Raw genomic sequence first — 21,861 nt, forward strand, 5'->3', positions numbered from 1 at the left:
CACCATGATTACGCTGCATCACTGCCCGCAGACACGCTCGATGCGCAGCTTATGGTTGCTGCATGAATTGGATGTTGAATTTGAGGTGCAGACCTATCCGTTTGACAAAAGTCTGCGTGCGCCTGCATTTTTGCTAACAAGCCCCGCAGGGCGCGTGCCCGCGTTGGAAATCGACGGCGAGGCGGTGTTTGAAACGGGAGCGATTTGCGAAGTGCTCTGCGAGCGGTTTTCGCCCAATGTTTTAGGGCGCCCTGCAGGCCACCGCGAGCGGGTGCAATGGCTGATCTGGGTACATTTCGCCGAGACAATCACCCAGCATTCAGCGGCTTTGACACAACAGTATGTCGCCTTGCGCGATGACACCATGCGCAGCCCCATTGTGATGAAGCTGGAGGCGGCGCGACTGGGTAAATGTTATGCTGCCCTTGAGACACGGCTGGCTGGGCGGGAATACCTGTTGGATGGAGGATTTTCGGCGGCGGATGTTCAGGTGGGGCAGGCCGTGTATCTGGCGCGGTTCTTTGCGCATCTGGACGGGTTTCCCGCTGTCGCGGCTTGGTATGCGCGGATCACGCAGCGGGAGGGTTTTGTGGCGTCTTTGCCAGGGGATGATGCCTTGTTCAAAGGCGACTTCTTTGCGCCTTGGGAAATGCCTGCCTGAGCATATGAAAAGAGTGCATTGGCGTGAAAACCAGTGCAAGCTGATAGAATAGTCAATTTGGGAGGATGCTATGACGCTTGGATCTTGTGAAATTTTCGAAGTTGGCCCGCGTGACGGGCTGCAAAACGAAGCGCGTGAAATTCCGGTCGCCGAGAAAATCGCACTGGTGAACAAGCTGAGCGAGGCAGGGTTCAGCCGCATTGAATGTGCCAGCTTTGTCTCTCCCAAATGGGTGCCGCAGATGGCGGGCTCGGGCGAGGCGCTGGCAGGGATCAGCCGCAAAGACGGGGTGCGGTATGCGGCTCTGACGCCAAACATGCGTGGCTATACCGACGCTGTGGCGGCAAGGGCTGACGAGATCGCGATTTTCGCCAGCGCGTCAGAAGGGTTTTCCCAAAAGAACATCAACGCGTCGATAGCCGAAAGCTTGGAGCGGTTTGCACCCATTCTGGAAGAAGCACGGCATATTGATTTGCCTGTGCGGGGCTATGTGTCTTGCGTGGTGGAGTGCCCTTATGACGGGGCTGTTTCGCCTTCGGCAGTTGCAGAGGTAGCGGATAAGCTGTTTGCGATGGGCTGTTATGAAGTGTCACTAGGCGATACCATCGGGGCAGGGACACCTGACAGCATTGCACGCATGTTGCTGGCGGTGCGCGATGTGGTGCCAGTGGGCCGTTTGGCGGGCCATTACCATGACACCAACGGGCGCGCGATGGCGAATATTGACGCGTCTCTCAGTCTGGGTGTGCGGGTGTTTGATGCGGCTGTGGGCGGTTTGGGCGGTTGTCCTTATGCGCCCGGTGCATCGGGCAATGTAGCGACCGAGGCCGTGGCGTCGCATTTGGCAGCGCTGGGATACGACACAGGGTTGGACCTTGATGTGATTACGCAGGCCGCCGATATGGCCCGTGCAATGCGGGGGGGAGCGGGGTTTACAGCCTGAGCCCAATTTTTACGAAAAGTCCGATAAGGAACGCAGATGTTTGAGACGATAACAGTTGAAGTAGACGGGCGCGGTGTCGCAACCCTGACCTTGGCACGTGAGGCAAAACACAATGCCCTATCTGCGCAGATGTTGGCAGAGCTGACACAGGCGGCGGCGGATCTGGCGGCGGATGACGCGGTACGGGTGGTGATCCTTGCTGCCGCTGGGCGGACATTCTGCGCAGGGGGCGATCTGGCGTGGATGCAAGAGCAGATGGGCATGGATGCGCAAACCCGTGCGCAGGAGGCGGGTAAGCTCGCCACCATGCTGGGCGCGCTGAATCGTTTGCCCAAACCTCTGATCGGGCGGTTGCACGGCAATGCCTTTGGCGGTGGTGTGGGCATGGCTGCGGTCTGTGATGTGGCTGTGGGTGTGGACAGCATCAAAATGGCGCTGACCGAGACCAAGTTGGGGATCATCCCCGCCACCATCGGCCCCTATGTGATCGCCCGTATGGGCGAGGGGCGTGCGCGGCGGGTGTTTATGTCTGGCCGTGTGTTTGAGGGACCCGAAGCCGTTGAGCTGGGCCTCTTGGCGCGTGCCGTTCCCGAAGCGGAACTGGATGCGGCAGTAGAGCGTGAAGTGCTGCCCTATTTGGCCTGTGCGCCCGGTGCGGTGGCCGCAGCGAAAAAGCTGGCACAGGATTTGGGCGGCGCAGCCACGGAAGAAGCAGTTGCCATGTCCATTGCCGCATTGGCTGAGCAATGGGAGACAGCAGAGGCCGCCGAGGGGATTGGCGCGTTCTTTGACAAACGCAAAGCGGCGTGGGTCGTTTAACCCTTCATCATGTCGCCAAAAACGAAGCATAGCTTTCTCGCGGTGAGGTCACATCGGCGAGGGTGTGAGCGTCAAGCGTGGCAAAGAAGGCTTCTTGGGCTTGGGCCAACGGCCCGCGCAGGCCGCAAACGGGTAAAATCAGGCACGACTGATTGGTGCCGAAACACTCCACAACGGGGTCGCCCCGTTTCATTGCACGCACGACGGCGCCGATGTTGATCTGATCCGCAGGGCGGGCAAGGGTGAGTCCGCCGTGCCTGCCTCTCTCGGAGAGGACAAATCCTTCGCGTGCCAATTGCGTTGCGACCTTTGATAGATGGTTCTCGGATAGATTGAAAAGCGAGGCAATATGGGATGTCGGGACACGCTCGGGGCTTTTGACAGCCAGAGTAATGAGAACGCGCAGGGCGTAGTCTGTGAATTTGTCCAATTGCATACCCGTATAAATAGCATTTGTAATGCGCACATAAAAGGTGTAGATAATACGTATCTTAAATGCGGAATAAGGAGTGTCTGACATGACGATCGCGGAAGTCTTTTTATGGCCCGGCACAAAAGTGTGCGAACGTCTGGGCGTAAACCCTGAAGGAGAGGCGGGTTTGATCCGCTGGATGGTCAACACATTGGTCTATTTGGTGCTCAGCCTAGCCATCATGTGGGTGATCATGGCGTGACCATGCCGCCGAGAATAGCGGTCACGTCCGAGCAAGTCGACTTGGTCGTGGCCCGATTTTATGCTCGGCTGAGGGATGACCCACAGCTTGGCCCTGTCTTTGCCACACATGTGCAAAACTGGCCTCTGCATGAGGAAAAAATTGCGCGGTTCTGGCGTAATGCGCTGTTGTATGAACGTGAATACGACGGAAACCCGATGTTGGTCCACCGAGAGGCTGGAAATGTGCAAGCCGCCCATTTTTCAATCTGGTTGGATATATTTGATGTGGTTCTGACTGATACATTGCCGCCTGATCTGGCCGCGCAGTGGTCTGCGCTTGCCCACCGTATCGGGCGTGGGCTGCGGCTTGGGCTTCAGCCAGCCTTGACGCCGGACGGCGTGCCGCAGTTGCGGTCTTGATACATTGTTTAGCTTCTTTGGCGTGAAGCGCGGGATTTTGAATGCTGGTCATGGGGTTTTCGCAGCTATGAGCGCCGTTTTTCTTCCAACAGACTGAGGGAAGTGGCTTTTCAAACAATTCCAAGCCACCTTTCCATGTCTGATCCCGTTGACCCCATGCGCCCACAAGGCTAAACCCCATACAAAGCGTCGAGCCGGGCAAATTGCCCCCGCCATCCGAGAAAAGGAGCCACCCTTGGACGATATGCTTCGGGAATACCTGCCGATCCTCATTTTTCTGTTTGTTGCCATTGGCTTGGGCCTTGTCCTTCTGCTTGCGGCAGCGGTGATTGCTGTGCGCAGACCTGACCCTGAAAAGGTGTCGGCCTATGAATGCGGGTTCAACGCATTTGATGATGCACGGATGAAGTTCGATGTGCGATTCTATCTGGTGTCGATCTTGTTCATCATCTTTGACCTCGAAATCGCGTTTCTGTTTCCTTGGGCTGTCGCCTTTAAAGACCTCAGCATGGCTGGCTTCTGGTCAATGATGGTCTTCCTTGCGGTATTGACCGCAGGCTTTGCGTACGAATGGAAGAAGGGGGCACTGGAATGGCAGTAACTCAGACGAATATGCCTGCAACCGCTGGTATGGACCGCGATGTGGCAACGCAGCAGTTGAACGCCAGCCTGCAAGACAAAGGGTTTTTGCTGACCTCCACCGAGGATTTGATCAACTGGGCGCGCACAGGGTCGCTGCACTGGATGACATTTGGCTTGGCGTGCTGTGCCGTTGAGATGATGCACACCTCTATGCCGCGTTATGATCTGGAGCGTTTCGGCACCGCGCCACGCGCCAGCCCGCGTCAATCTGACCTGATGATTGTTGCGGGGACGCTGACCAATAAAATGGCACCCGCCCTGCGCAAGGTCTATGACCAGATGCCAGAGCCGCGTTATGTGATCTCGATGGGGTCCTGTGCAAACGGCGGCGGCTACTATCACTATAGCTATAGCGTTGTGCGCGGTTGTGACCGGATTGTTCCGGTGGATATCTATGTGCCCGGTTGCCCTCCGACAGCAGAGGCGCTGCTGTATGGCATCATGCAACTGCAACGTAAGATGCGCCGGACGGGGACAATTGTAAGATGAGCGAAGCACTGACCGAACTGGGCGGCTATATCGAAGCCAAACGTCCTGACTGTGTGTTGGGCTGGGACATTGCCCATGGTGAATTGAACCTTGACGTGACCCTTGCCAATATCGCGGGTCTGGTTGAGTTCTTGAAGGGCGACGCAACGTGCCGCTTTACCTCGCTGGTGGATATCACTGCGGTGGATTACACAGGCCGCGCCAAGCGGTTTGATGTCGTTTACCACTTCCTGTCGATGTACCAGAACCAACGCATCCGCATTCGCGTTGCTGTACGCGAAGAGGACATGGTGCCGTCATTGGTGGCCATTCACCCTTCTGCCAACTGGTTTGAACGTGAAGTGTTCGACATGTTCGGCATCTTGTTCAGCGGTCACCCTGATTTGCGCCGCTTGCTGACGGACTACGGCTTCCGTGGCTACCCGCTGCGCAAGGATTTCCCGACAACGGGGTACACCGAAGTGCGCTATGACGAGGCTGAGAAGCGGGTTGTTTATGAACCTGTGAGCCTTGTTCAGGAATACCGCCAGTTTGATTTTATGTCTCCTTGGGAGGGTGCAGAATACATCCTGCCCGGTGACGAGAAAGAGGCGACGAAGTGATGGAGCTTTTGGTTGGCATGTATGGCGAGTTGATTGCTACGCTGACGTTGGCATTGGCGGCTATGCCTCTTTTAAAAAATGCGAAGATCCTGAAGGCAGCGCTCTATCCAGTTTTTATGACTGAAAAGAAACGCGAAAATGCTGCAAATTTCTGGAATGTAACAGAAACGGAGGCTTCCAAATGATGGACGGCACCAAAGGTTTCGACGACGCCCTGACAGGCGAACAGAAAATCCGCAATTTCAACATCAACTTCGGCCCGCAGCACCCTGCGGCCCATGGCGTTCTGCGTCTGGTGCTAGAGCTGGACGGCGAAATTGTTGAACGCTGCGATCCGCATATCGGCCTGCTGCACCGTGGCACCGAAAAGCTGATGGAGAGCCGGACGTATCTGCAAAACCTGCCGTATTTCGATCGGTTGGATTATGTGGCGCCGATGAACCAAGAGCATGCTTGGTGCTTGGCAATTGAACGCCTGACGGGTGTTGAAGTGCCGCGCCGTGCGTCGCTGATCCGCGTGCTTTACTCCGAAATCGGTCGCATCCTGTCGCACCTTCTGAACGTGACAACGCAGGCGATGGACGTGGGCGCGTTGACCCCGCCGCTGTGGGGTTTTGAAGAGCGCGAAGACCTGATGATCTTTTATGAACGCGCTTGTGGTGCGCGTTTGCACGCGGCCTATTTCCGCCCGGGTGGTGTGCACCAAGACCTGCCCGAAGCGCTGCTTGATGATATCGAAACATGGACGCATAAATTCCTGAGCGGCTTTATGGTCGATATCGACACTCTGCTGACCGAAAACCGCATCTTTAAACAGCGTAACGTGGATATCGGTGTGGTGTCTGAACAAGACATCTCTGACTGGGGTTTCTCTGGTGTGATGGTACGCGGTTCTGGTCTGGCATGGGATTTGCGCCGTGCGCAGCCCTATGAATGCTATGATGAATTTGACTTCCAAATTCCGACAGGCGTGAACGGCGATTGCTATGACCGCTATCTGGTCCGCATGGAAGAAATGCGCCAATCCGCCAGCATCATGTTGCAAGCGATTGAAAAACTGCGTGCCCCTGAGGGCAAAGGCGATGTTCTGGCCCGTGGCAAGATCACCCCGCCGAAACGCACAGACATGAAGCAAAACATGGAAAGCCTGATCCACCACTTCAAGCTTTATACCGAAGGTTTCCACGTACCTGCGGGCGAAGTCTATGCCGCTGTGGAAGCACCCAAAGGTGAGTTTGGCGTTTATTTGGTGTCTGACGGCAGCAATAAACCTTACCGTGCCAAAATCCGCGCGCCGGGGTATCTGCACCTGCAAGCGATGGATTATATCGCCAAGGGCCACCAACTGGCCGATGTCGCTGCCATCATCGGTACGATGGACATCGTTTTCGGAGAGGTGGACCGTTGATAACGGCCCGCTTCCTATTTTGCCTTTAAACTCCCGTCGGAGGCTTTTGCCGCCTCTGCATGTACGAAAGCCTGAGTAAATGCTACGTCGCCTACACCCAGACCAGCCCGAGTCGTTTGCTTTTCTCCCTGCCAACCAAGCATGGGCTGAAGCGCAGATCACGAAATACCCTGAAGGCCGTCAGGCATCTGCGATCATCCCACTGTTGTGGCGTGCACAAGAGCAAGAGGGCTGGTTGACCCGCCCCGCGATTGAACATGTCTCCGAGATGTTGGGCATGGCCTATATTCGCGGGCTTGAGGTTGCGACCTTCTACTTCATGTTCCAGCTTCAGCCTGTTGGCTCGGTTGCGCATATTCAGGTTTGCGGCACAACGTCTTGCATGATCTGCGGCGCAGAAGATCTGATTGGTATTTGCAAAGAAAAGATCGCGAAAAACCCGCATGAGATTTCTGCCGATGGCAAGTTTTCATGGGAAGAAGTAGAATGTTTGGGCGCGTGCTCCAATGCGCCGATGGCGATGATCGGCAAAGATTATTACGAAGACCTGACAGGCGCACGTTTCACAGAAATGCTGGAAGAACTGGCGCGTGGCGAAGTGCCAACACCGGGCCCACAAAATGGCCGATATGCTTCTGAACCGTTAAGCGGTTTGACGTCTTTGACAGCTCACGACAGCGGCAAAACACAATATAACGCGTCCGCACAACTGGCGACGGATATTGGTGACACTGTCAAACGCATCGACGGCACCGAGGTTCCTTTGCTGGCGCCGTGGCAGGGCAAACCTGCGACCAAAGCCAAGAAGCCAGCGACCCCTGCGGCGGCAAAACCTGCCAAAGCTAAAGAGAAAGAGCCGGTTTCAAAGGCACCTGTTTCCGAAGCGCAATCTGTGGCGAAACCTGCCACAGGTGACAAAGCCGCCGAAGCCAAAGCAGCGCCTGCTACCAAAGTGCCTGCCGCGAAAGCACCTGCTACGAAAGTATCGGATGCAGAGGCTGGTGCTAGCGTTGGCAAGAAGCCCAGCACCCTCAGCGCGCCGCGTGACACAGGTGCGGATGATCTCAAGATGATCAAAGGCGTTGGTCCCAAATTGGAAAAACTGCTGAACTCCATGGGCTTTTACCACTTTGACCAAATCGGCAAATGGGGTCAGGATGAACTGGCATGGGTTGATCAAAACCTAGAGGGCTTCAAAGGCCGTGCAACCCGCGACGCATGGGTTGATCAGGCGCAAAAACTGGCAAGTGGCGAAGCAACCGAGTTTTCTGCCAAAGCCGCAAAAGACGGGCGTTACGAGTAACGTTTCACCTAAATTGAGCTAGAGGACCAATAGTCACAACATGCTGACCAACACATATATCACCACAGATGCGGATCAGCGCTTGCGCGAAGGTTTGGCCGTTGTAGTGCAAGGTGTTTCGGATGCAAAGTGACCAAGAGCAGGCACGCGCCGGACGGCGGCTGGCATTGACCAGTGTTGTGGCGGCGGTTGGTTTTATGGCGATGGAATTCGCGGGGGCCACATTCGGGTGGCCCAATAAATTGATGGGCCTGTTGGAGCTCGGCTTTGCTGCCTTGTTCCTATGGGTATTTATACAAGCATTCAGAATGTGGCGGCAGCGCCACCCTGAGAAAGACGGATGAGCATAATGTTGCAGGATAAAGACCGGATCTTCACCAATATCTACGGCATGCATGACCGGACCTTGAAGGGTGCGCAAGCGCGTGGCCATTGGGATGGTACAGCGAATATCATCAAAAAGGGCCGTGACTGGATCATCGACGAGATGAAAGCATCTGGTCTGCGGGGCCGTGGTGGTGCGGGTTTCCCGACAGGTTTGAAATGGTCTTTCATGCCCAAAGAATCCGATGGCCGCCCCAGCTATTTGGTGGTGAACGCGGATGAGTCCGAGCCAGGTACATGTAAAGACCGTGAGATCATGCGCCATGATCCGCATACATTGATCGAAGGCTGTCTGATTGCCAGTTTCGCGATGAATGCCAATGCCTGCTATATCTACATTCGCGGCGAATACATCCGTGAAAAAGAAGCGCTGCAAAACGCGATTGACGAAGCTTATGAAGCGGGTCTGGTTGGCAAAAACGCCTCCAAATCCGGTTGGGATTTTGACATCTACCTGCACCACGGGGCAGGGGCTTATATCTGCGGTGAAGAGACGGCGCTGCTTGAAAGCCTTGAAGGCAAAAAGGGTATGCCACGCATGAAGCCGCCATTCCCAGCGGGCGCAGGCCTTTATGGGTGCCCGACAACTGTGAACAACGTGGAATCGATTGCGGTTGTACCAACGATCCTGCGCCGTGGCGGTGGCTGGTTTGCGGGCTTTGGTCGCCCGAATAACACGGGTACCAAATTGTTTGCGATCTCAGGCCATGTGAACAATCCTTGTGTCGTCGAAGAAGCGATGAGCATCAGCTTTGAAGAGCTGATCGAGAAACATTGCGGCGGTATTCGCGGTGGTTGGGATAACCTCAAGGCCGTGATCCCCGGTGGATCGTCGGTTCCGATGGTTCCGGGCAAAGCAATGCGCAATGCGACGATGGATTTTGACTATTTGCGCAATGAATTGCAGTCTGGCCTTGGCACGGCTGCGGTGATTGTTATGGATCAGAAAACCGATGTGATCAAAGCGATCTGGCGTCTGGCAAAGTTCTACAAACATGAATCCTGCGGCCAGTGTACGCCGTGCCGTGAAGGCACGGGGTGGATGATGCGCGTGATGGACCGTTTGGTAAAAGGCGATGCGGAACCAGAAGAGATCGACATGCTGTTGGACGTGACCAAACAGGTTGAGGGCCACACTATTTGTGCGCTTGGCGATGCCGCGGCTTGGCCGATCCAAGGTTTGATCCGCCATTTCCGTGGTGATATCGAAGATCGGATTGCCCATAAACGCGGCGGTAAATCTGCTGCGGTTGCGGCGGAATAGCGGTTGGGCATGTTTGAAGCATATAACCATGCCATCGCGGCCCTCGCGCTCTGGGCTGTTTTGGTTTCAGTGCTGGCGGGGTATTCGACCACGGGCCGCACCGCAGAAAAGCGCTGTGATTGCGGGAAGCCCAAACGCGATTACAGCGATCCTGCCTACCGCCGTGAACGTGCTTTTATGAACGCGGTTGAGAACTCCGGCCCGTTTATTGCGGTCACGGTTGCCGCCATTCTGGTGGGCGCTGCGCCGTTCTGGGTAAACTTGTTTGCCTCGCTGTTTATCGCTGCACGTGTGGCAATGGCGATTGTCCATATTGCAACAGTGAACCAACCAGCAAGGTCGCTGTTTTTTGCGTTCGGCTTGCTTATGATTGCGGCACAGGCGGTTTTGGTTCTGTTGGCGGCCTTCTGATCCGCGCGGTGAACGTGGCGCGGCAAGAAGCACTGGTCCTACCTGAGGAATTGGGCGATACTGGGCCTTGTATTTGAATGTAACCGCACAGAGACGTGTGGAGGAGACGGTAATGAAGATTTTGACTTCTTTAGTGGTATGTGCGGGGCTAGTGGCCGGTTGTACATCGGCTGACGACCGTATCCTGTTTGACGGACAGTATTTTAACGCCAAAGTGCGCAAAGTTGAAAAACAGCGCGATGTGTTCACTGTGGCTGTGAAGCCTGTGTCAAAATCGCTGGACGGCGCCCTCCAAGCAGGGGTCTATGGGGCAACTGTCTATTGTGTGAACTCATTTGGCAGCTCTGACATCATCTGGACTGCTGGACCCGACGTGCCGCAAAGCCAGTTGAATATCGTGAAGGACGTACTGACCCTGCAAGGGCGTTGCCCTAGCGGACAATAACACGCGGTACTGGCGCGTTCCTTGGTGGGAGCTGCGTTGATATTGCATAACAAGAGGCCTGCTCACATATGCCAGCAAGGGCAAAACCGCCCAAGCAGCATTTGAGGAAATCACTATGCGTCAACTGACAGTAACTTTATGTATTCTTGCATTTTGCGCAGGGCCGGCCTTTGCACAGAAGAATTTACGGGATGTTCGTGCTATTGATGACGCAGTGTTCGACGTAGCGGTGGCGGATCAGATTCGTAAGAAATGCCCTGACATCGCGCCGCGCATGATCAAGGCGTTGACGCTTTATCGGTCAGTTAAAGCGAAGGCGCGTCAACTTGGATACTCGGACGCACAGATCAAAGCGTACGCAGATTCGGACACAGAAAAGGCCCGTATGCGGGCCAAAGGTGAAGCGTATATGCGTGCAAACGGGGTTGTAGCATCCGACGCACAAAGCTATTGCGCCCTTGGGCGCAAAGAGATTCAAAAATCGAGCCGTATTGGTTCGTTGCTGAGAGAAAAGTGACATCATGAGCGACATTCGCAAGATCATCATCGACGGTAAAGAAGTAGAAGCCGAAGGGGCGATGACGCTCATTCAGGCGTGTGAGCAAGCAGGCGTGGAAGTTCCGCGCTTTTGCTATCACGAGCGGCTGACGATTGCTGGCAATTGCCGGATGTGTCTTGTGGAAGTTGTGGGCGGCCCGCCCAAGCCTGCGGCGAGCTGTGCCATGCAGGTGCGTGACTTGCGCCCCGGCCCCGAAGGCCAGCCGCCAGTTGTGAAAACCAACAGTCCAATGGTCAAGAAAGCCCGTGAAGGCGTGATGGAATTCTTGTTGATCAACCACCCACTGGATTGCCCGATCTGCGATCAGGGGGGCGAATGTGATCTGCAAGACCAAGCTATGGCATATGGCGTGGATTTCAGCCGCTACCGTGAACCCAAACGCGCCACCGAAGATCTGGATCTGGGCCCACTGGTCGAAACCCATATGACGCGCTGTATCTCGTGCACCCGCTGTGTGCGCTTTACGTCCGAAGTGGCAGGCATCACGCAGATGGGCCAAACGGGCCGCGGCGAAGACGCCGAGATCACCTCCTATTTGGGCGAAACGTTGGACAGCAACCTGCAAGGCAACATCATTGATCTGTGTCCTGTTGGGGCGCTGGTTTCCAAGCCCTACGCCTTTACGGCGCGCCCTTGGGAGCTGAGCAAGACCGAGTCGATTGACGTGATGGATGCCCTTGGCTCCAACATCCGCGTTGATACCAAAGGCCGCGAAGTCATGCGTTTCTTGCCGCGCAACCATGACGGCGTAAATGAGGAATGGATTTCGGACAAAACCCGTTTTGTTTGGGACGGTTTGCGCAAGCAGCGTTTGGACACGCCTTACATCCGCGAAAACGGCAAATTGCGCAAAGCCGAATGGCCCGAAGCATTGGCCGCAGCAGCCGCAGCGATGAAGGGCAAGAAAGTCGCCGGTTTGGTCGGTGATCTTGCGCCAACAGAAGCCGCATTTGCGCTTAAGCAGTTGATCGAGGGGCAGGGCGGTAACGTTGAATGCCGAACAGACGGTGCCAAGCTGCCTGCGGGCAACCGTTCAGGCTATGTCGGGAATGCGACGATCGAAGATATTGATGATGCAAAGTTCGTCATGTTGATTGGCACAAACCCACGCGAAGAATCTCCGGTGTTGAATGCGCGTTTGCGCAAAGCATGGACCAAAGGCGCCAATGTTGCCTTGATCGGTCCTGCGGTTGATCTGACGTATGAATATGTCCACATGGGAACAGATCGCGCTGCTCTGGCGGATTTGACCAACCACAAGTTTGACGAAGTCAAAGATGTGCCATCACTGGTTATCGTCGGGCAGGGCGCTTTGGCCGGAACTGACGGCGAAGCCGTTTTGGCCGCGGCGATGGATGTTGTTGAGAAGACCAACAGCAAGCTTTTGATCCTGCACACTGCCGCATCCCGTGTTGGTGCGATGGATGTCGGCGCAGTGACCGAAGGTGGCTTGATGGCAGCGATCAAAGACGCTGACGTGATCTACAACCTCGGCGCAGATGAAGGCGACGTGCCTGCTGGCCCGTTTGTGATCTACCAAGGGAGCCATGGCGACCGTGGCGCACACCGTGCCGATATTATTCTGCCTGCAGCGGCCTATACCGAAGAGGGTGGGTTGTTTGTAAACACCGAAGGCCGTCCGCAGTTGGCGCAGCGAGCAGGTTTTGCACCCGGTCAGGCGAAAGAAAACTGGGCCATCCTGCGCGCGTTGAGCGCCGAGATGGATGCGACATTGCCATTTGATTCGCTGGCGTCCCTTCGTCAAGCCTTGGTTGCGGCGCATCCGCACCTTGGTAAACTGGATCAAGTTGCCGAAAACCCATGGGTTGCGGTCGCTGCAGGTGAAATGGGCACGGGTGCTTTCTCTAACGCCATTGCTGACTTCTACCTGAGCAATCCGATTGCCCGCGCCTCCAGTCTGATGGCCGAACTGTCATCCAACGCAAAGGCACGGCGCACAGAGGCGATGGCGGCGGAGTGAAGCAGGTGTGTGCGATTGCAGTATTAGCGCTGGCCGCTTGTACGCCACCGATTCCCACAGCAGAGGATTTCATCCCCGAGTATAAAGGGGTGGAAACGGTGCTGTTGGACGGTGACCTTGTGCAATTTAATGTTGCGATGACGAAGGCGCGTGAGTCTGATAATGTCGCAGCATACGCAGAATGTGCTGCGGCGCAGTACACTCTGATACGCGGCTACGGTTTTGCGCGGCATGTACGCACAAATGTGGCAATTGAGGGTGGCATTTGGCGAGCCGATGCTGTTTACACGATCTCGCCGAGCCTGCCTAAAGGCTTGAAGACTATTGATGCTGAAGTGGTAACGCAAAGCTGCCGCGACAAAGGTATCCCTACGGTGTGAGGACATATGGCTGACTTCTTTTTTAACACGACACTGGGGATGATCCTTCTGATTGTTGGACAGATTCTCCTCGTTGTGGTGCCCTTGCTGGTCGCATTGGCATTCCTTATGTATTTAGATCGCAAGATCTGGGCGAGTGTGCAGCTGCGTCGTGGTCCTAACGTTGTTGGGGTGTATGGCCTGCTGCAATCTTTTGCGGACTTTGGGAAATACATCGTCAAAGAGATTGTTGTGCCTGCGGGTGCGGATCGTCCGGTGTTCTTCCTTGCCCCGATGGTGAGCCTTGTTATGGCGCTGGTGGCTTGGGCGGTGATTCCTTTTAATGACGGCTGGGTCCTTTCGGATATCAACGTCGCCATCCTGTTTGTCATGGCTGTGTCTTCGCTGGAAGTATACGGCGTGATCATGGGCGGCTGGGCGTCGAACTCTAAATACCCGTTCTTGGGCTCGCTGCGCTCTGCCGCGCAGATGATCTCTTATGAAGTCTCCATCGGTTTGATCATCATTGGTGTGATCATTTCTTCGGGCTCCATGAATTTTGGTAGCATCGTAGAGGCGCAAAACAGTAACTACGGTTTGCTGAGCTGGTACTGGTTGCCACACTTCCCGATGTTGATCTTGTTCTTTATCTCGGCCTTGGCTGAGACGAACCGCCCCCCGTTTGACCTTCCCGAAGCGGAATCAGAACTGGTTGCAGGCTATCAGGTTGAGTATTCATCCACGCCCTTCTTGCTGTTTATGATCGGTGAACTGGTGGCAGTGGTTCTGATGTGCGCGCTGATTTCCCTGATGTTCTTTGGCGGCTGGCTGTCACCTATTCCGGGCCTGCCTGATGGCATCTTCTGGATGATCGCGAAAATGGGCATCGTGTTCTTCTTCTTCTCGCTGATCAAAGCAATCACACCGCGCTACCGCTATGACCAATTGATGCGTCTGGGCTGGAAGGTCTTCCTACCTTTCTCATTGTTCTGGGTTGTCTTCGTGGCCTTCGCGGCAAAATTTGGATGGTTCTGGGGTATCTATGCCCGTTGGACCGTAGGGGGCTGATATGACCGATTACACCCGCCACGCAAAATACTTCCTGTTGCAGGATTTTTACCAAGGCATGAAGCTGGGCATTAAATATATGTTCAAGCCAAAGGCGACGATCAACTATCCGCACGAAAAGGGGCCTTTGTCGCCTCGTTTTCGTGGGGAACATGCGCTGCGCCGTTATGCCAACGGCGAAGAACGTTGCATCGCGTGTAAATTATGCGAGGCGGTTTGCCCTGCACAAGCGATCACCATTGATGCGGAGCCGCGCGAAGATGGCAGCCGCCGTACCACACGTTATGACATCGACATGACCAAATGCATTTACTGCGGTTTCTGCCAAGAAGCCTGCCCTGTGGATGCGATCGTCGAAGGGCCGAACTTTGAGTTCGCTACCGAAACACGTGAAGAGCTGTATTACGATAAGTCGAAGCTGTTGGAAAACGGCGACCGTTGGGAAGCCGAAATCGCCCGCAACCTTGAGATGGACGCACCTTACAGATGAGCAATGTCACCGCCGATATGACCGCCTATGAGCGCGGCAAGGTCCTTTCAGAACAGGTGAACCCTGGGATGGAAGACGCTTTGCGTGCGCGCTATGATGCGGTCGTGCCGGGGATGGGCCGCACGATTGTTGATGTTGCTTATGGGCAATTCTACAGCCGTGGGGTTGTTGACGAAAAAACACGCCTTTTGGCGACAGTTGCGGCATTGACTGCAATGGGTAGCCAGACACGTCCGCAGCTAAAGGTAAACATCAACAGCGCACGCGCTGTGGGGGCTAGCCGCGAAGAAATCTGCGAGATCATTTTTCAAATGGCGCTTTATGGTGGCTTGCCAGCCATGATTAACGGACTGAACGCTGCTCTTGAGGTATTTGAAGCCGAGGACGCAAAAGCATGAGCGATAAAAACCCCTTTGAAGCGATGATGAAGCAAGCGCAGGAAATGGCTAAGTCCTTTCCTGCGATGGATGCTTTTTCGCCCAAGGGTTTTGAAGCCATGATGGGGCTGATGCCCAAAGACATGATGGAAGCGTTTTTTGGTAATGCGCACAATCCAGACGGATTGGATGCCAAGACGCGGCTTTTGCTGACGCTTGCTGGTTTGACCATGCAGGGCGCACAGAATGAAACTGCCGTGCGGCAGACCGTGCGCCACGCTGTCGAAGCAGGGGCACATAAACAACAGATCATCGAGACCATTGGTCAGATGTCTGTATTTGCCGGTATTCCCGCAATGCAGCGGGCAATGTCACTGGCGCAAGAAGTTTTGGACGAAGACAAGGCCAGCACGTCGGCCAAGAAACCGGAAGGTGACGCATGAGCGTTTTTGCATTTTATCTATTTGCCATCAGTGTGATCGCGGGTGGATTATTCACTGTCATCAGCCGCAACCCCGTGCACTCGGTCTTGTGGTTGATCCTGTCATTCTTGTCGGCGGCGGGGCTGTTTGTTCTGCTGGGCGCTGAATTTGTCGCGATGTTGCTGATCATTGTTTATGTCGGCGCGGTGGCGGTTCTGTTCCTCTTCGTGGTGATGATGCTGGACATCGACTTTGCCGAGTTAAAAGCAGAGATGGCACGCTATATGCCGTTAGCGCTGCTGATCGGGTTGGTGGTTTTGATGCAATTCGTGATGGCCTTTGGCGCATGGGATGCGAATGAAGCGGCCGAAGGGCTGCGCCAGCAAGTCACCGATGCCAGTGTGACCAACACTGCGGCGCTGGGTCTGATGCTTTATGATGAATACTTCCTGTTGTTCCAACTGTCGGGTTTGATCCTGCTGGTTGCGATGATTGGCGCAATTGTCCTGACGCTGCGCCATCGCGGAGATATTAAACGCCAAGACGTGGTTGCGCAGATGATGCGTGATCCGGCCAAAGCGATGAACCTGCACGATGTAAAGCCGGGGCAGGGCTTGTGATACGACGGGCCACATCGGCTTTGATAACGACAATGTTTGTGGCGGTGACGATTACCACGGTCACATCAGGCGGGTATTCACCCGTTAGAATTATACACTGAGGGACGACATGATCGGACTTGAACATTACCTGACGGTTGCAGCCACGCTGTTTGTCATTGGCATCTTTGGCCTCTTTCTGAATAGAAAGAACGTGATCATCCTATTGATGAGCATTGAATTGATGCTGCTTGCGGTGAACATCAATCTGGTCGCCTTCTCCAGTTACCTTGGCGATATGGTGGGGCAGGTGTTCACGCTGTTTGTCCTCACGGTTGCTGCTGCAGAAGCGGCGATTGGTCTGGCCATTCTGGTTTGTTTCTTCCGTACCCGCGGCACTATCGCCGTGGAAGACGTCAACGTGATGAAGGGCTAGGAACATGGAAATCACACTCCTTTTTGCTCCGCTGATCTGCTCGCTCATTTGCGGATTTGGCTGGAAGTTCATCGGTGAATCAGCTGCATGCTGGATCGCCACGGGTGGGTTGTTCCTCTCGGCATTTCTTAGCTGGATTGTTTTCTTGTCGTTTGACGGCACAACGGAATCTATCCAAATCTTGCGCTTTATTGAATCCGGCTCACTAAGCACGGATTGGGCCATTCGCTTGGACCGCCTGACAACGATCATGTTGATCGTGATCACCACGGTTTCCAGCCTCGTGCACCTCTATTCCTTTGGCTACATGGCGCATGACGATCACTTTGCTGAGGGCGTCAGCTATAAGCCACGCTTCTTTGCCTATCTGTCGTTCTTTACTTTTGCGATGTTGATGCTGGTGACCTCTGACAACCTTGTTCAGATGTTCTTTGGCTGGGAAGGGGTGGGCGTTGCCTCCTACCTTCTGATTGGTTTCTACTACAAAAAGCCATCGGCCAATGCCGCCGCGATGAAAGCCTTTGTTGTGAACCGTGTAGGTGACTTTGGTTTCCTGCTGGGCATACTTGCCTTGTTCCTGCTCACGGATAGCATCAAATTCGACGATATTTTTACCGCTGTTCCGCAATTGGCGGAAACAAGCATCAGCTTCCTATGGACCGAATGGAACGCTGCTAATTTGATTGCCTTCCTGCTGTTTGTGGGTGCGATGGGTAAATCGGCGCAATTGTTCCTGCACACATGGTTGCCTGACGCTATGGAAGGCCCGACACCTGTGTCCGCGCTGATCCATGCCGCGACAATGGTTACCGCCGGTGTCTTCTTGATGTCGCGCATGTCACCTTTGATGGAATTTGCACCTGAAACAATGATGTTCGTGACAGCAGTTGGTGCAACCACGGCCTTTGTTGCCGCAACCATTGGTTTGGTACAGACCGACATCAAACGCGTTATCGCTTATTCAACCATGTCCCAACTGGGCTATATGTTTGTAGCTGTAGGCGTCGGCATGTATTCGGCCGCGATGTTCCACCTGCTGACACATGCGTTTTTCAAAGCGATGTTGTTCCTTGGTGCGGGCTCGGTCATTCATGCGATGCATCATGAGCAGAATATGAACAACTATGGTGGATTGCGTAAAAAGATCCCATTGACCTTCTATGCCATGATGATCGGCACATTGGCGATCACGGGTGTTGGTATTCCGCTCACCTATTTCGGCTTCGCTGGCTTCTTGTCCAAAGATGCGATCATCGAGAGCGCGTGGGGCGGGGGATCAATGTATGGTTTCTGGATGCTGGTAATTGCTGCGGCGATGACTTCATTCTACTCATGGCGCCTGATGTTCCTGACCTTCTACGGTGAGGCGCGCGGCGACAAGCACACACATGAGCACGCACATGAAAGCCCGATGGTTATGTTGATCCCGCTGGGTGTACTGGCAATCGGCGCGATCTTCTCGGGTATGGTGTTCTACAAAAGCTTCTTTGGGTCTGCCGAATATGTCGGCAAATTCTACGGCATTCCAACCGCCGAGATGGCGGCAGATGGCGAAGCCCATGTTGAGGGTGCCGAGACGGCCCATGCGGCGACCGAAGGCGAAGCAGCAGAGGGTGGCAGCCACGGCCCAAGCTTTGCTGGCAAGCCGGGCGAGGGGGCATTGTACTTTGCGCCAGACAACACGGTACTGGAAGACGCGCATGCTGCACCCAAATGGGTCAAGCTTAGCCCGTTTATTGCAATGCTGGGCGGGTTGATCATGGCGCTGTGGTTCTACATCTGGAACCCGTCACTACCTGCGCGCTTGGCCGCGAACCAAAAACATCTGTATCAGTTCTTGTTGAATAAATGGTACTTTGACGAAATCTATAATTCCATCTTCGTACAGCCAGCCAAGGCAATTGGCCGTTTCTTGTGGAAACGTGGCGATGGCGATGTGATTGACGGAAGCCTGAACGGGCTGGCTATGGGGATCATCCCCTTCTTTACCCGCCTCGCTGGTAAAGCACAGTCCGGCTATATCTTTACTTACGCCTTCGCCATGGTGATCGGGATTGCGGTCCTTGTTACATGGATGACGATGACCGGAGGAGCGAACTGATGGAAAATAACCTTTTGTCCATCGTCACTTTCATGCCTGCCTTTGCGGCGTTTATCCTTGCAGTGTTCCTGCGTGGTGACGACGCAGCGGCACAGCGCAATGCCAAGTGGCTGGCGATGATCACCACCAGCGTGACATTCCTGATTTCCATCTTTGTCTATCTTGACTTTGATCCCTCCAACACCGGCTTTCAAATGGTGGATGAGGCGGAATGGCTTTTGGGCCTTAAATACCGCGTCGGGGTTGACGGGATTTCGATCCTGTTTGTGATGCTGACCACCTTCATGATGCCGCTGGTGATTGCCGCGTCATGGGATGTGAAGCTGCGCGTCAAAGAATACATGATCGCCTTCCTGTTGCTAGAAACACTGATGATCGGCGTGTTTGTCTCGCTTGATCTGATCTTGTTCTATCTGTTCTTTGAGGCCAGCCTGATCCCGATGTTCCTGATCATCGGCATTTGGGGCGGCGCAAACCGGATTTATGCCAGCTTCAAATTCTTCCTCTACACCTTCTTCGGTTCCGTGCTGATGTTGGTGGCGATGGTTGCGATGTTCGCAGACGCAGGGACCACCTGTATTGGCGGCTGTACCGTCAGCCTGCTGACGCATGACTTTGGCTCTGACACCTTTAGCCTGATGGGCTTCCAGGTCGTCGGCGGCATGCAGACGATGATGTTCCTTGCCTTCTTTGCCAGCTTTGCGGTGAAAATGCCGATGTGGCCTGTGCACACATGGCTTCCTGATGCGCACGTTCAGGCCCCAACGGCGGGTTCTGTTGTGCTGGCTGCAATCTTGTTGAAAATGGGCGGCTACGGCTTCTTGCGCTTCTCGCTACCAATGTTCCCAATCGGGGCTGAGGTGGTTGGCCCGCTGGTTTTGTGGATGTCTGCAATCGCAATTGTCTACACCTCGCTTGTTGCGCTGGTACAAGAAGATATGAAAAAGCTGATCGCCTATTCATCGGTGGCCCACATGGGTTTTGTTACGATGGGTATCTTTTCGGTAAACCAGCAGGGTTTGGACGGGGCGATTTTCCAGATGATCAGCCACGGCTTCATCTCGGGGGCGTTGTTCCTTGCTGTTGGCGTGATTTATGACCGCATGCACACCCGTGAGATCGATGCCTATGGCGGCCTTGTGAACCGGATGCCTGTCTATGCCTTGCTGTTCATGTTGTTCACCATGGCAAACGTTGGTTTGCCGGGCACATCGGGCTTTGTTGGTGAATTCCTGACCCTGATGGGCGTCTTCCAAGTGAACACATGGGTGGCTGCGGTTGCGGCCAGTGGTGTGATCTTCTCGGCGGCCTATGCGCTGTGGCTCTACCGCCGCGTGGTGATGGGCGATCTGATCAAAGAAAGCCTCAAGGGCATTTCCGATATGAACACCCGCGAAAAGTGGATCTTTGCGCCGCTGGTCGTGATGACGCTGCTGCTGGGGGTTTACCCTGCACTGATACTGGATGTGATCGGACCATCGGTCACGGCACTGGTTGAGCAATATGATACGGCTACAGCCGCGGTTCAGGCCGTTGCTGACACAGCCCAAGCCCACAACTGAGGCGAGAGACATGAGTAACGATATCCAATTGATCCTGCCCGAAATTATCCTGTCGCTTTGTGCGATTGCGGGACTTATGGCAGGGGCCTACGGGGGCAAAGACGCGATAGCTCGCCCACTTTTGTGGATCATTTCTGCGGTCATGGTCGTCTTGGCGCTTATGGTTGCAATTAGCGCTTCCTCTACGATCACGGCTTTCAACGGGATGTTCATAAATGACGGGTTTGCCCGTTTCGCCAAAGTGACGATCCTGCTTTCAGCGGCTTGCATTCTGGTGATGTCCGAAGGTTATATGAAAACTCGCGGCTTGCTGCGGTTTGAATACCCTGTGTTGGTGGCGCTGAGCGTTGTTGGCATGATGGTGATGGTCTCCGCTGGTGATCTGATGTCGTTGTACATGGGTCTTGAGCTGCAATCCCTTGCGCTCTACGTGGTGGCATCGCTGCGCCGTGACAGCGCCAAGTCAACCGAAGCGGGTTTGAAGTATTTTGTGCTGGGCGCACTTAGCTCTGGTTTGCTGCTTTATGGGGCATCGTTGGTCTATGGCTACGCGGGCACAACACTTTTCTCTGGTATCATCACAACCGCAAAAGCTGGCCACACGTCAGTTGGCATGTTGTTCGGTATCGTTTTCTTGATCTCTGGGCTTGCGTTCAAAGTATCTGCTGTTCCGTTCCACATGTGGACACCAGACGTCTACGAAGGTTCTCCCACGCCAGTGACAGCCTTCTTTGCAACGGCCCCCAAGGTTGCGGCCATGGGCCTGTTTGCCCGTGTGATGCATGACGCCTTTGGCAATGCTGTCAGCGATTGGCAGCAGGTTGTTGCATTGCTGTCTGTGCTGTCGATGTTCCTTGGTGCGGTTGCTGCGATTGGCCAAACCAACATCAAACGTCTGATGGCCTATTCCTCGATTGCGCATATGGGCTATGCCCTGATGGGCCTTGCGGCGGGCACGACCTTGGGCGTGCAGGCGATGCTGATCTATATGGCGATCTACGTGACCATGAACGTCGGTGTGTTTGCCTTTATCCTGTTGATGGAAAAAGACGGCGCGCCGATCCTTGAGACAACGGCGCTCAAGATGTATTCTAAAACCCACCCGGGCCGTGCATTGGCCATGCTTGTGCTGTTGTTCAGCCTTGCTGGCGTGCCGCCGTTCCTGGGCTTCTTTGGTAAGCTATACGTTTTGCGGGCAGCCTATGAAGGTGGCTTGGCATGGTTGGCGGTCGCTGGCGTGGTCGCTTCGGTGATCGGTCTCTATTACTACCTGCGGATCATCTTTTTCATGTATTTCGGCGAAAACGATACGGATGGTCTGGATCAGAACCGTGGTGGTATTCTTGGCGCCTTCTTGGTCGCCTCTGCCGTGATCATGGTTGTTGGGATCGTGAACATGTTTGGTGTCGAAGGTGCTGCGGCGCTGGCGGCGGCTACACTTGTTAACTAAGCGGTTGTCTT

At 54.6% G+C, this 21,861-nt stretch carries 28 protein-coding genes; 27 read left to right on the forward strand and 1 reads right to left on the reverse strand.

Going from position 1 to position 21,861, the window contains the following annotated elements; translation table 11 throughout:
• Positions 1-4: 4 nt before the first annotated feature.
• From GGR95_RS06590 to GGR95_RS06600, 3 genes are all read left to right on the forward strand, one after another.
• The gene (locus tag GGR95_RS06590) at positions 5-661 is read left to right on the forward strand and encodes a glutathione S-transferase family protein (RefSeq protein WP_184564055.1); all 657 of its coding nucleotides are present in this window, start codon (positions 5-7) and stop codon (positions 659-661) included.
• Positions 662-731: 70 nt separating this feature from the next.
• On the forward strand, positions 732-1,604 hold the full coding sequence (locus GGR95_RS06595; protein WP_184564057.1) for a hydroxymethylglutaryl-CoA lyase: 873 nt from the start codon (positions 732-734) through the stop codon (positions 1,602-1,604).
• 36 nt (positions 1,605-1,640) lie between these two features.
• Positions 1,641-2,423 carry a crotonase/enoyl-CoA hydratase family protein gene (locus tag GGR95_RS06600; RefSeq protein ID WP_184564059.1) on the forward strand — a complete coding sequence of 261 codons (783 nt, stop codon included), beginning with the start codon at positions 1,641-1,643 and terminating at the stop codon, positions 2,421-2,423.
• 7 nt (positions 2,424-2,430) lie between these two features.
• On the opposite strand, the gene GGR95_RS06605 is transcribed toward GGR95_RS06600, so the two are convergent.
• The gene (locus GGR95_RS06605) at positions 2,431-2,943 is read right to left on the reverse strand and encodes an RrF2 family transcriptional regulator (RefSeq protein ID WP_246423310.1); all 513 of its coding nucleotides are present in this window, start codon (positions 2,941-2,943) and stop codon (positions 2,431-2,433) included.
• Here GGR95_RS06605 and GGR95_RS06610 point away from each other — a divergent pair.
• The 24 genes from GGR95_RS06610 to nuoN all read left to right on the forward strand — a co-directional run bounded on the left by GGR95_RS06610 (position 2,942) and on the right by nuoN (position 21,850).
• Complete coding sequence (locus GGR95_RS06610; protein WP_184564061.1) at positions 2,942-3,097, forward strand: hypothetical protein; 156 nt, start codon at positions 2,942-2,944, stop codon at positions 3,095-3,097. The two genes, GGR95_RS06605 and GGR95_RS06610, sit on opposite strands and share 2 nt — an antisense overlap.
• Before the next feature lie 2 nt (positions 3,098-3,099).
• A complete protein-coding gene (locus tag GGR95_RS06615; RefSeq protein ID WP_184564063.1) occupies positions 3,100-3,498 on the forward strand; it encodes a group III truncated hemoglobin in 399 nt (132 codons plus the stop codon).
• Positions 3,499-3,733: 235 nt separating this feature from the next.
• Positions 3,734-4,099, forward strand: a complete 366-nt coding sequence (locus tag GGR95_RS06620; protein WP_184564065.1) for an NADH-quinone oxidoreductase subunit A — start codon at positions 3,734-3,736, stop codon at positions 4,097-4,099.
• Positions 4,090-4,629 (forward strand): NuoB/complex I 20 kDa subunit family protein, encoded by a 540-nt coding sequence (locus tag GGR95_RS06625; RefSeq protein ID WP_184564067.1) that lies wholly within the window; start codon positions 4,090-4,092, stop codon positions 4,627-4,629. The genes GGR95_RS06620 and GGR95_RS06625 overlap by 10 nt, the downstream gene beginning before the upstream one ends.
• Positions 4,626-5,231, forward strand: a complete 606-nt coding sequence (locus tag GGR95_RS06630) for an NADH-quinone oxidoreductase subunit C (protein WP_184564069.1) — start codon at positions 4,626-4,628, stop codon at positions 5,229-5,231. Before GGR95_RS06625 ends, GGR95_RS06630 begins: the two co-directional genes overlap by 4 nt.
• On the forward strand, positions 5,231-5,416 hold the full coding sequence (locus GGR95_RS06635; protein ID WP_184564071.1) for a hypothetical protein: 186 nt from the start codon (positions 5,231-5,233) through the stop codon (positions 5,414-5,416). Before GGR95_RS06630 ends, GGR95_RS06635 begins: the two co-directional genes overlap by 1 nt.
• The gene (locus tag GGR95_RS06640; RefSeq protein ID WP_184564072.1) at positions 5,413-6,639 is read left to right on the forward strand and encodes an NADH-quinone oxidoreductase subunit D; all 1,227 of its coding nucleotides are present in this window, start codon (positions 5,413-5,415) and stop codon (positions 6,637-6,639) included. The genes GGR95_RS06635 and GGR95_RS06640 overlap by 4 nt, the downstream gene beginning before the upstream one ends.
• Positions 6,640-6,718: 79 nt before the next feature.
• The gene (locus GGR95_RS06645; RefSeq protein ID WP_184564073.1) at positions 6,719-7,942 is read left to right on the forward strand and encodes an NADH-quinone oxidoreductase subunit E; all 1,224 of its coding nucleotides are present in this window, start codon (positions 6,719-6,721) and stop codon (positions 7,940-7,942) included.
• A gap of 122 nt (positions 7,943-8,064) precedes the next feature.
• The gene (locus GGR95_RS06650; protein WP_184564074.1) at positions 8,065-8,286 is read left to right on the forward strand and encodes a DUF5337 family protein; all 222 of its coding nucleotides are present in this window, start codon (positions 8,065-8,067) and stop codon (positions 8,284-8,286) included.
• 5 nt (positions 8,287-8,291) lie between these two features.
• The gene (gene nuoF, locus GGR95_RS06655; protein WP_184564599.1) at positions 8,292-9,590 is read left to right on the forward strand and encodes an NADH-quinone oxidoreductase subunit NuoF; all 1,299 of its coding nucleotides are present in this window, start codon (positions 8,292-8,294) and stop codon (positions 9,588-9,590) included.
• A gap of 9 nt (positions 9,591-9,599) precedes the next feature.
• Entirely contained in the window at positions 9,600-10,001 is a 402-nt protein-coding gene (locus GGR95_RS06660) for an MAPEG family protein (protein ID WP_246423311.1), read from the forward strand.
• A gap of 112 nt (positions 10,002-10,113) precedes the next feature.
• Positions 10,114-10,446, forward strand: coding sequence for a hypothetical protein (locus GGR95_RS06665; protein ID WP_184564076.1), 333 nt, complete (start codon positions 10,114-10,116; stop codon positions 10,444-10,446).
• 115 nt (positions 10,447-10,561) lie between these two features.
• The gene (locus GGR95_RS06670; RefSeq protein ID WP_184564077.1) at positions 10,562-10,963 is read left to right on the forward strand and encodes a DUF5333 domain-containing protein; all 402 of its coding nucleotides are present in this window, start codon (positions 10,562-10,564) and stop codon (positions 10,961-10,963) included.
• A 4-nt stretch (positions 10,964-10,967) separates the two neighbouring features.
• Positions 10,968-12,986, forward strand: a complete 2,019-nt coding sequence (gene nuoG / locus GGR95_RS06675) for an NADH-quinone oxidoreductase subunit NuoG (protein ID WP_184564078.1) — start codon at positions 10,968-10,970, stop codon at positions 12,984-12,986.
• Positions 12,983-13,366, forward strand: a complete 384-nt coding sequence (locus tag GGR95_RS06680; protein ID WP_425506383.1) for a hypothetical protein — start codon at positions 12,983-12,985, stop codon at positions 13,364-13,366. Before nuoG ends, GGR95_RS06680 begins: the two co-directional genes overlap by 4 nt.
• Positions 13,367-13,372: 6 nt before the next feature.
• A complete protein-coding gene (nuoH, locus tag GGR95_RS06685) occupies positions 13,373-14,413 on the forward strand; it encodes an NADH-quinone oxidoreductase subunit NuoH (protein WP_184564080.1) in 1,041 nt (346 codons plus the stop codon).
• 1 nt (position 14,414) lies between these two features.
• Positions 14,415-14,903 (forward strand): NADH-quinone oxidoreductase subunit NuoI, encoded by a 489-nt coding sequence (gene nuoI, locus GGR95_RS06690; protein ID WP_184564082.1) that lies wholly within the window; start codon positions 14,415-14,417, stop codon positions 14,901-14,903.
• Positions 14,900-15,301, forward strand: a complete 402-nt coding sequence (locus GGR95_RS06695; RefSeq protein ID WP_246423312.1) for a carboxymuconolactone decarboxylase family protein — start codon at positions 14,900-14,902, stop codon at positions 15,299-15,301. Before nuoI ends, GGR95_RS06695 begins: the two co-directional genes overlap by 4 nt.
• Positions 15,298-15,723, forward strand: coding sequence for a carboxymuconolactone decarboxylase family protein (locus GGR95_RS06700; RefSeq protein WP_184564084.1), 426 nt, complete (start codon positions 15,298-15,300; stop codon positions 15,721-15,723). The genes GGR95_RS06695 and GGR95_RS06700 overlap by 4 nt, the downstream gene beginning before the upstream one ends.
• Complete coding sequence (locus tag GGR95_RS06705; RefSeq protein WP_184564086.1) at positions 15,720-16,322, forward strand: NADH-quinone oxidoreductase subunit J; 603 nt, start codon at positions 15,720-15,722, stop codon at positions 16,320-16,322. The genes GGR95_RS06700 and GGR95_RS06705 overlap by 4 nt, the downstream gene beginning before the upstream one ends.
• Before the next feature lie 109 nt (positions 16,323-16,431).
• Positions 16,432-16,737: an NADH-quinone oxidoreductase subunit NuoK gene (nuoK, locus tag GGR95_RS06710; protein WP_184564089.1), complete on the forward strand. Its 306-nt coding sequence runs from the start codon at positions 16,432-16,434 to the stop codon at positions 16,735-16,737.
• 4 nt (positions 16,738-16,741) lie between these two features.
• On the forward strand, positions 16,742-18,838 hold the full coding sequence (gene nuoL / locus GGR95_RS06715) for an NADH-quinone oxidoreductase subunit L (RefSeq protein ID WP_184564091.1): 2,097 nt from the start codon (positions 16,742-16,744) through the stop codon (positions 18,836-18,838).
• Positions 18,838-20,400 (forward strand): NADH-quinone oxidoreductase subunit M, encoded by a 1,563-nt coding sequence (locus tag GGR95_RS06720; protein ID WP_184564093.1) that lies wholly within the window; start codon positions 18,838-18,840, stop codon positions 20,398-20,400. The genes nuoL and GGR95_RS06720 overlap by 1 nt, the downstream gene beginning before the upstream one ends.
• Positions 20,401-20,410: 10 nt before the next feature.
• Positions 20,411-21,850: an NADH-quinone oxidoreductase subunit NuoN gene (gene nuoN, locus GGR95_RS06725; protein WP_184564095.1), complete on the forward strand. Its 1,440-nt coding sequence runs from the start codon at positions 20,411-20,413 to the stop codon at positions 21,848-21,850.
• The last annotated feature ends 11 nt before the right edge of the window (positions 21,851-21,861 follow it).

Source organism: Sulfitobacter undariae, from assembly GCF_014196805.1.
In the GTDB taxonomy this organism is placed as follows: Bacteria; Pseudomonadota; Alphaproteobacteria; order Rhodobacterales; family Rhodobacteraceae; genus Sulfitobacter; species Sulfitobacter undariae.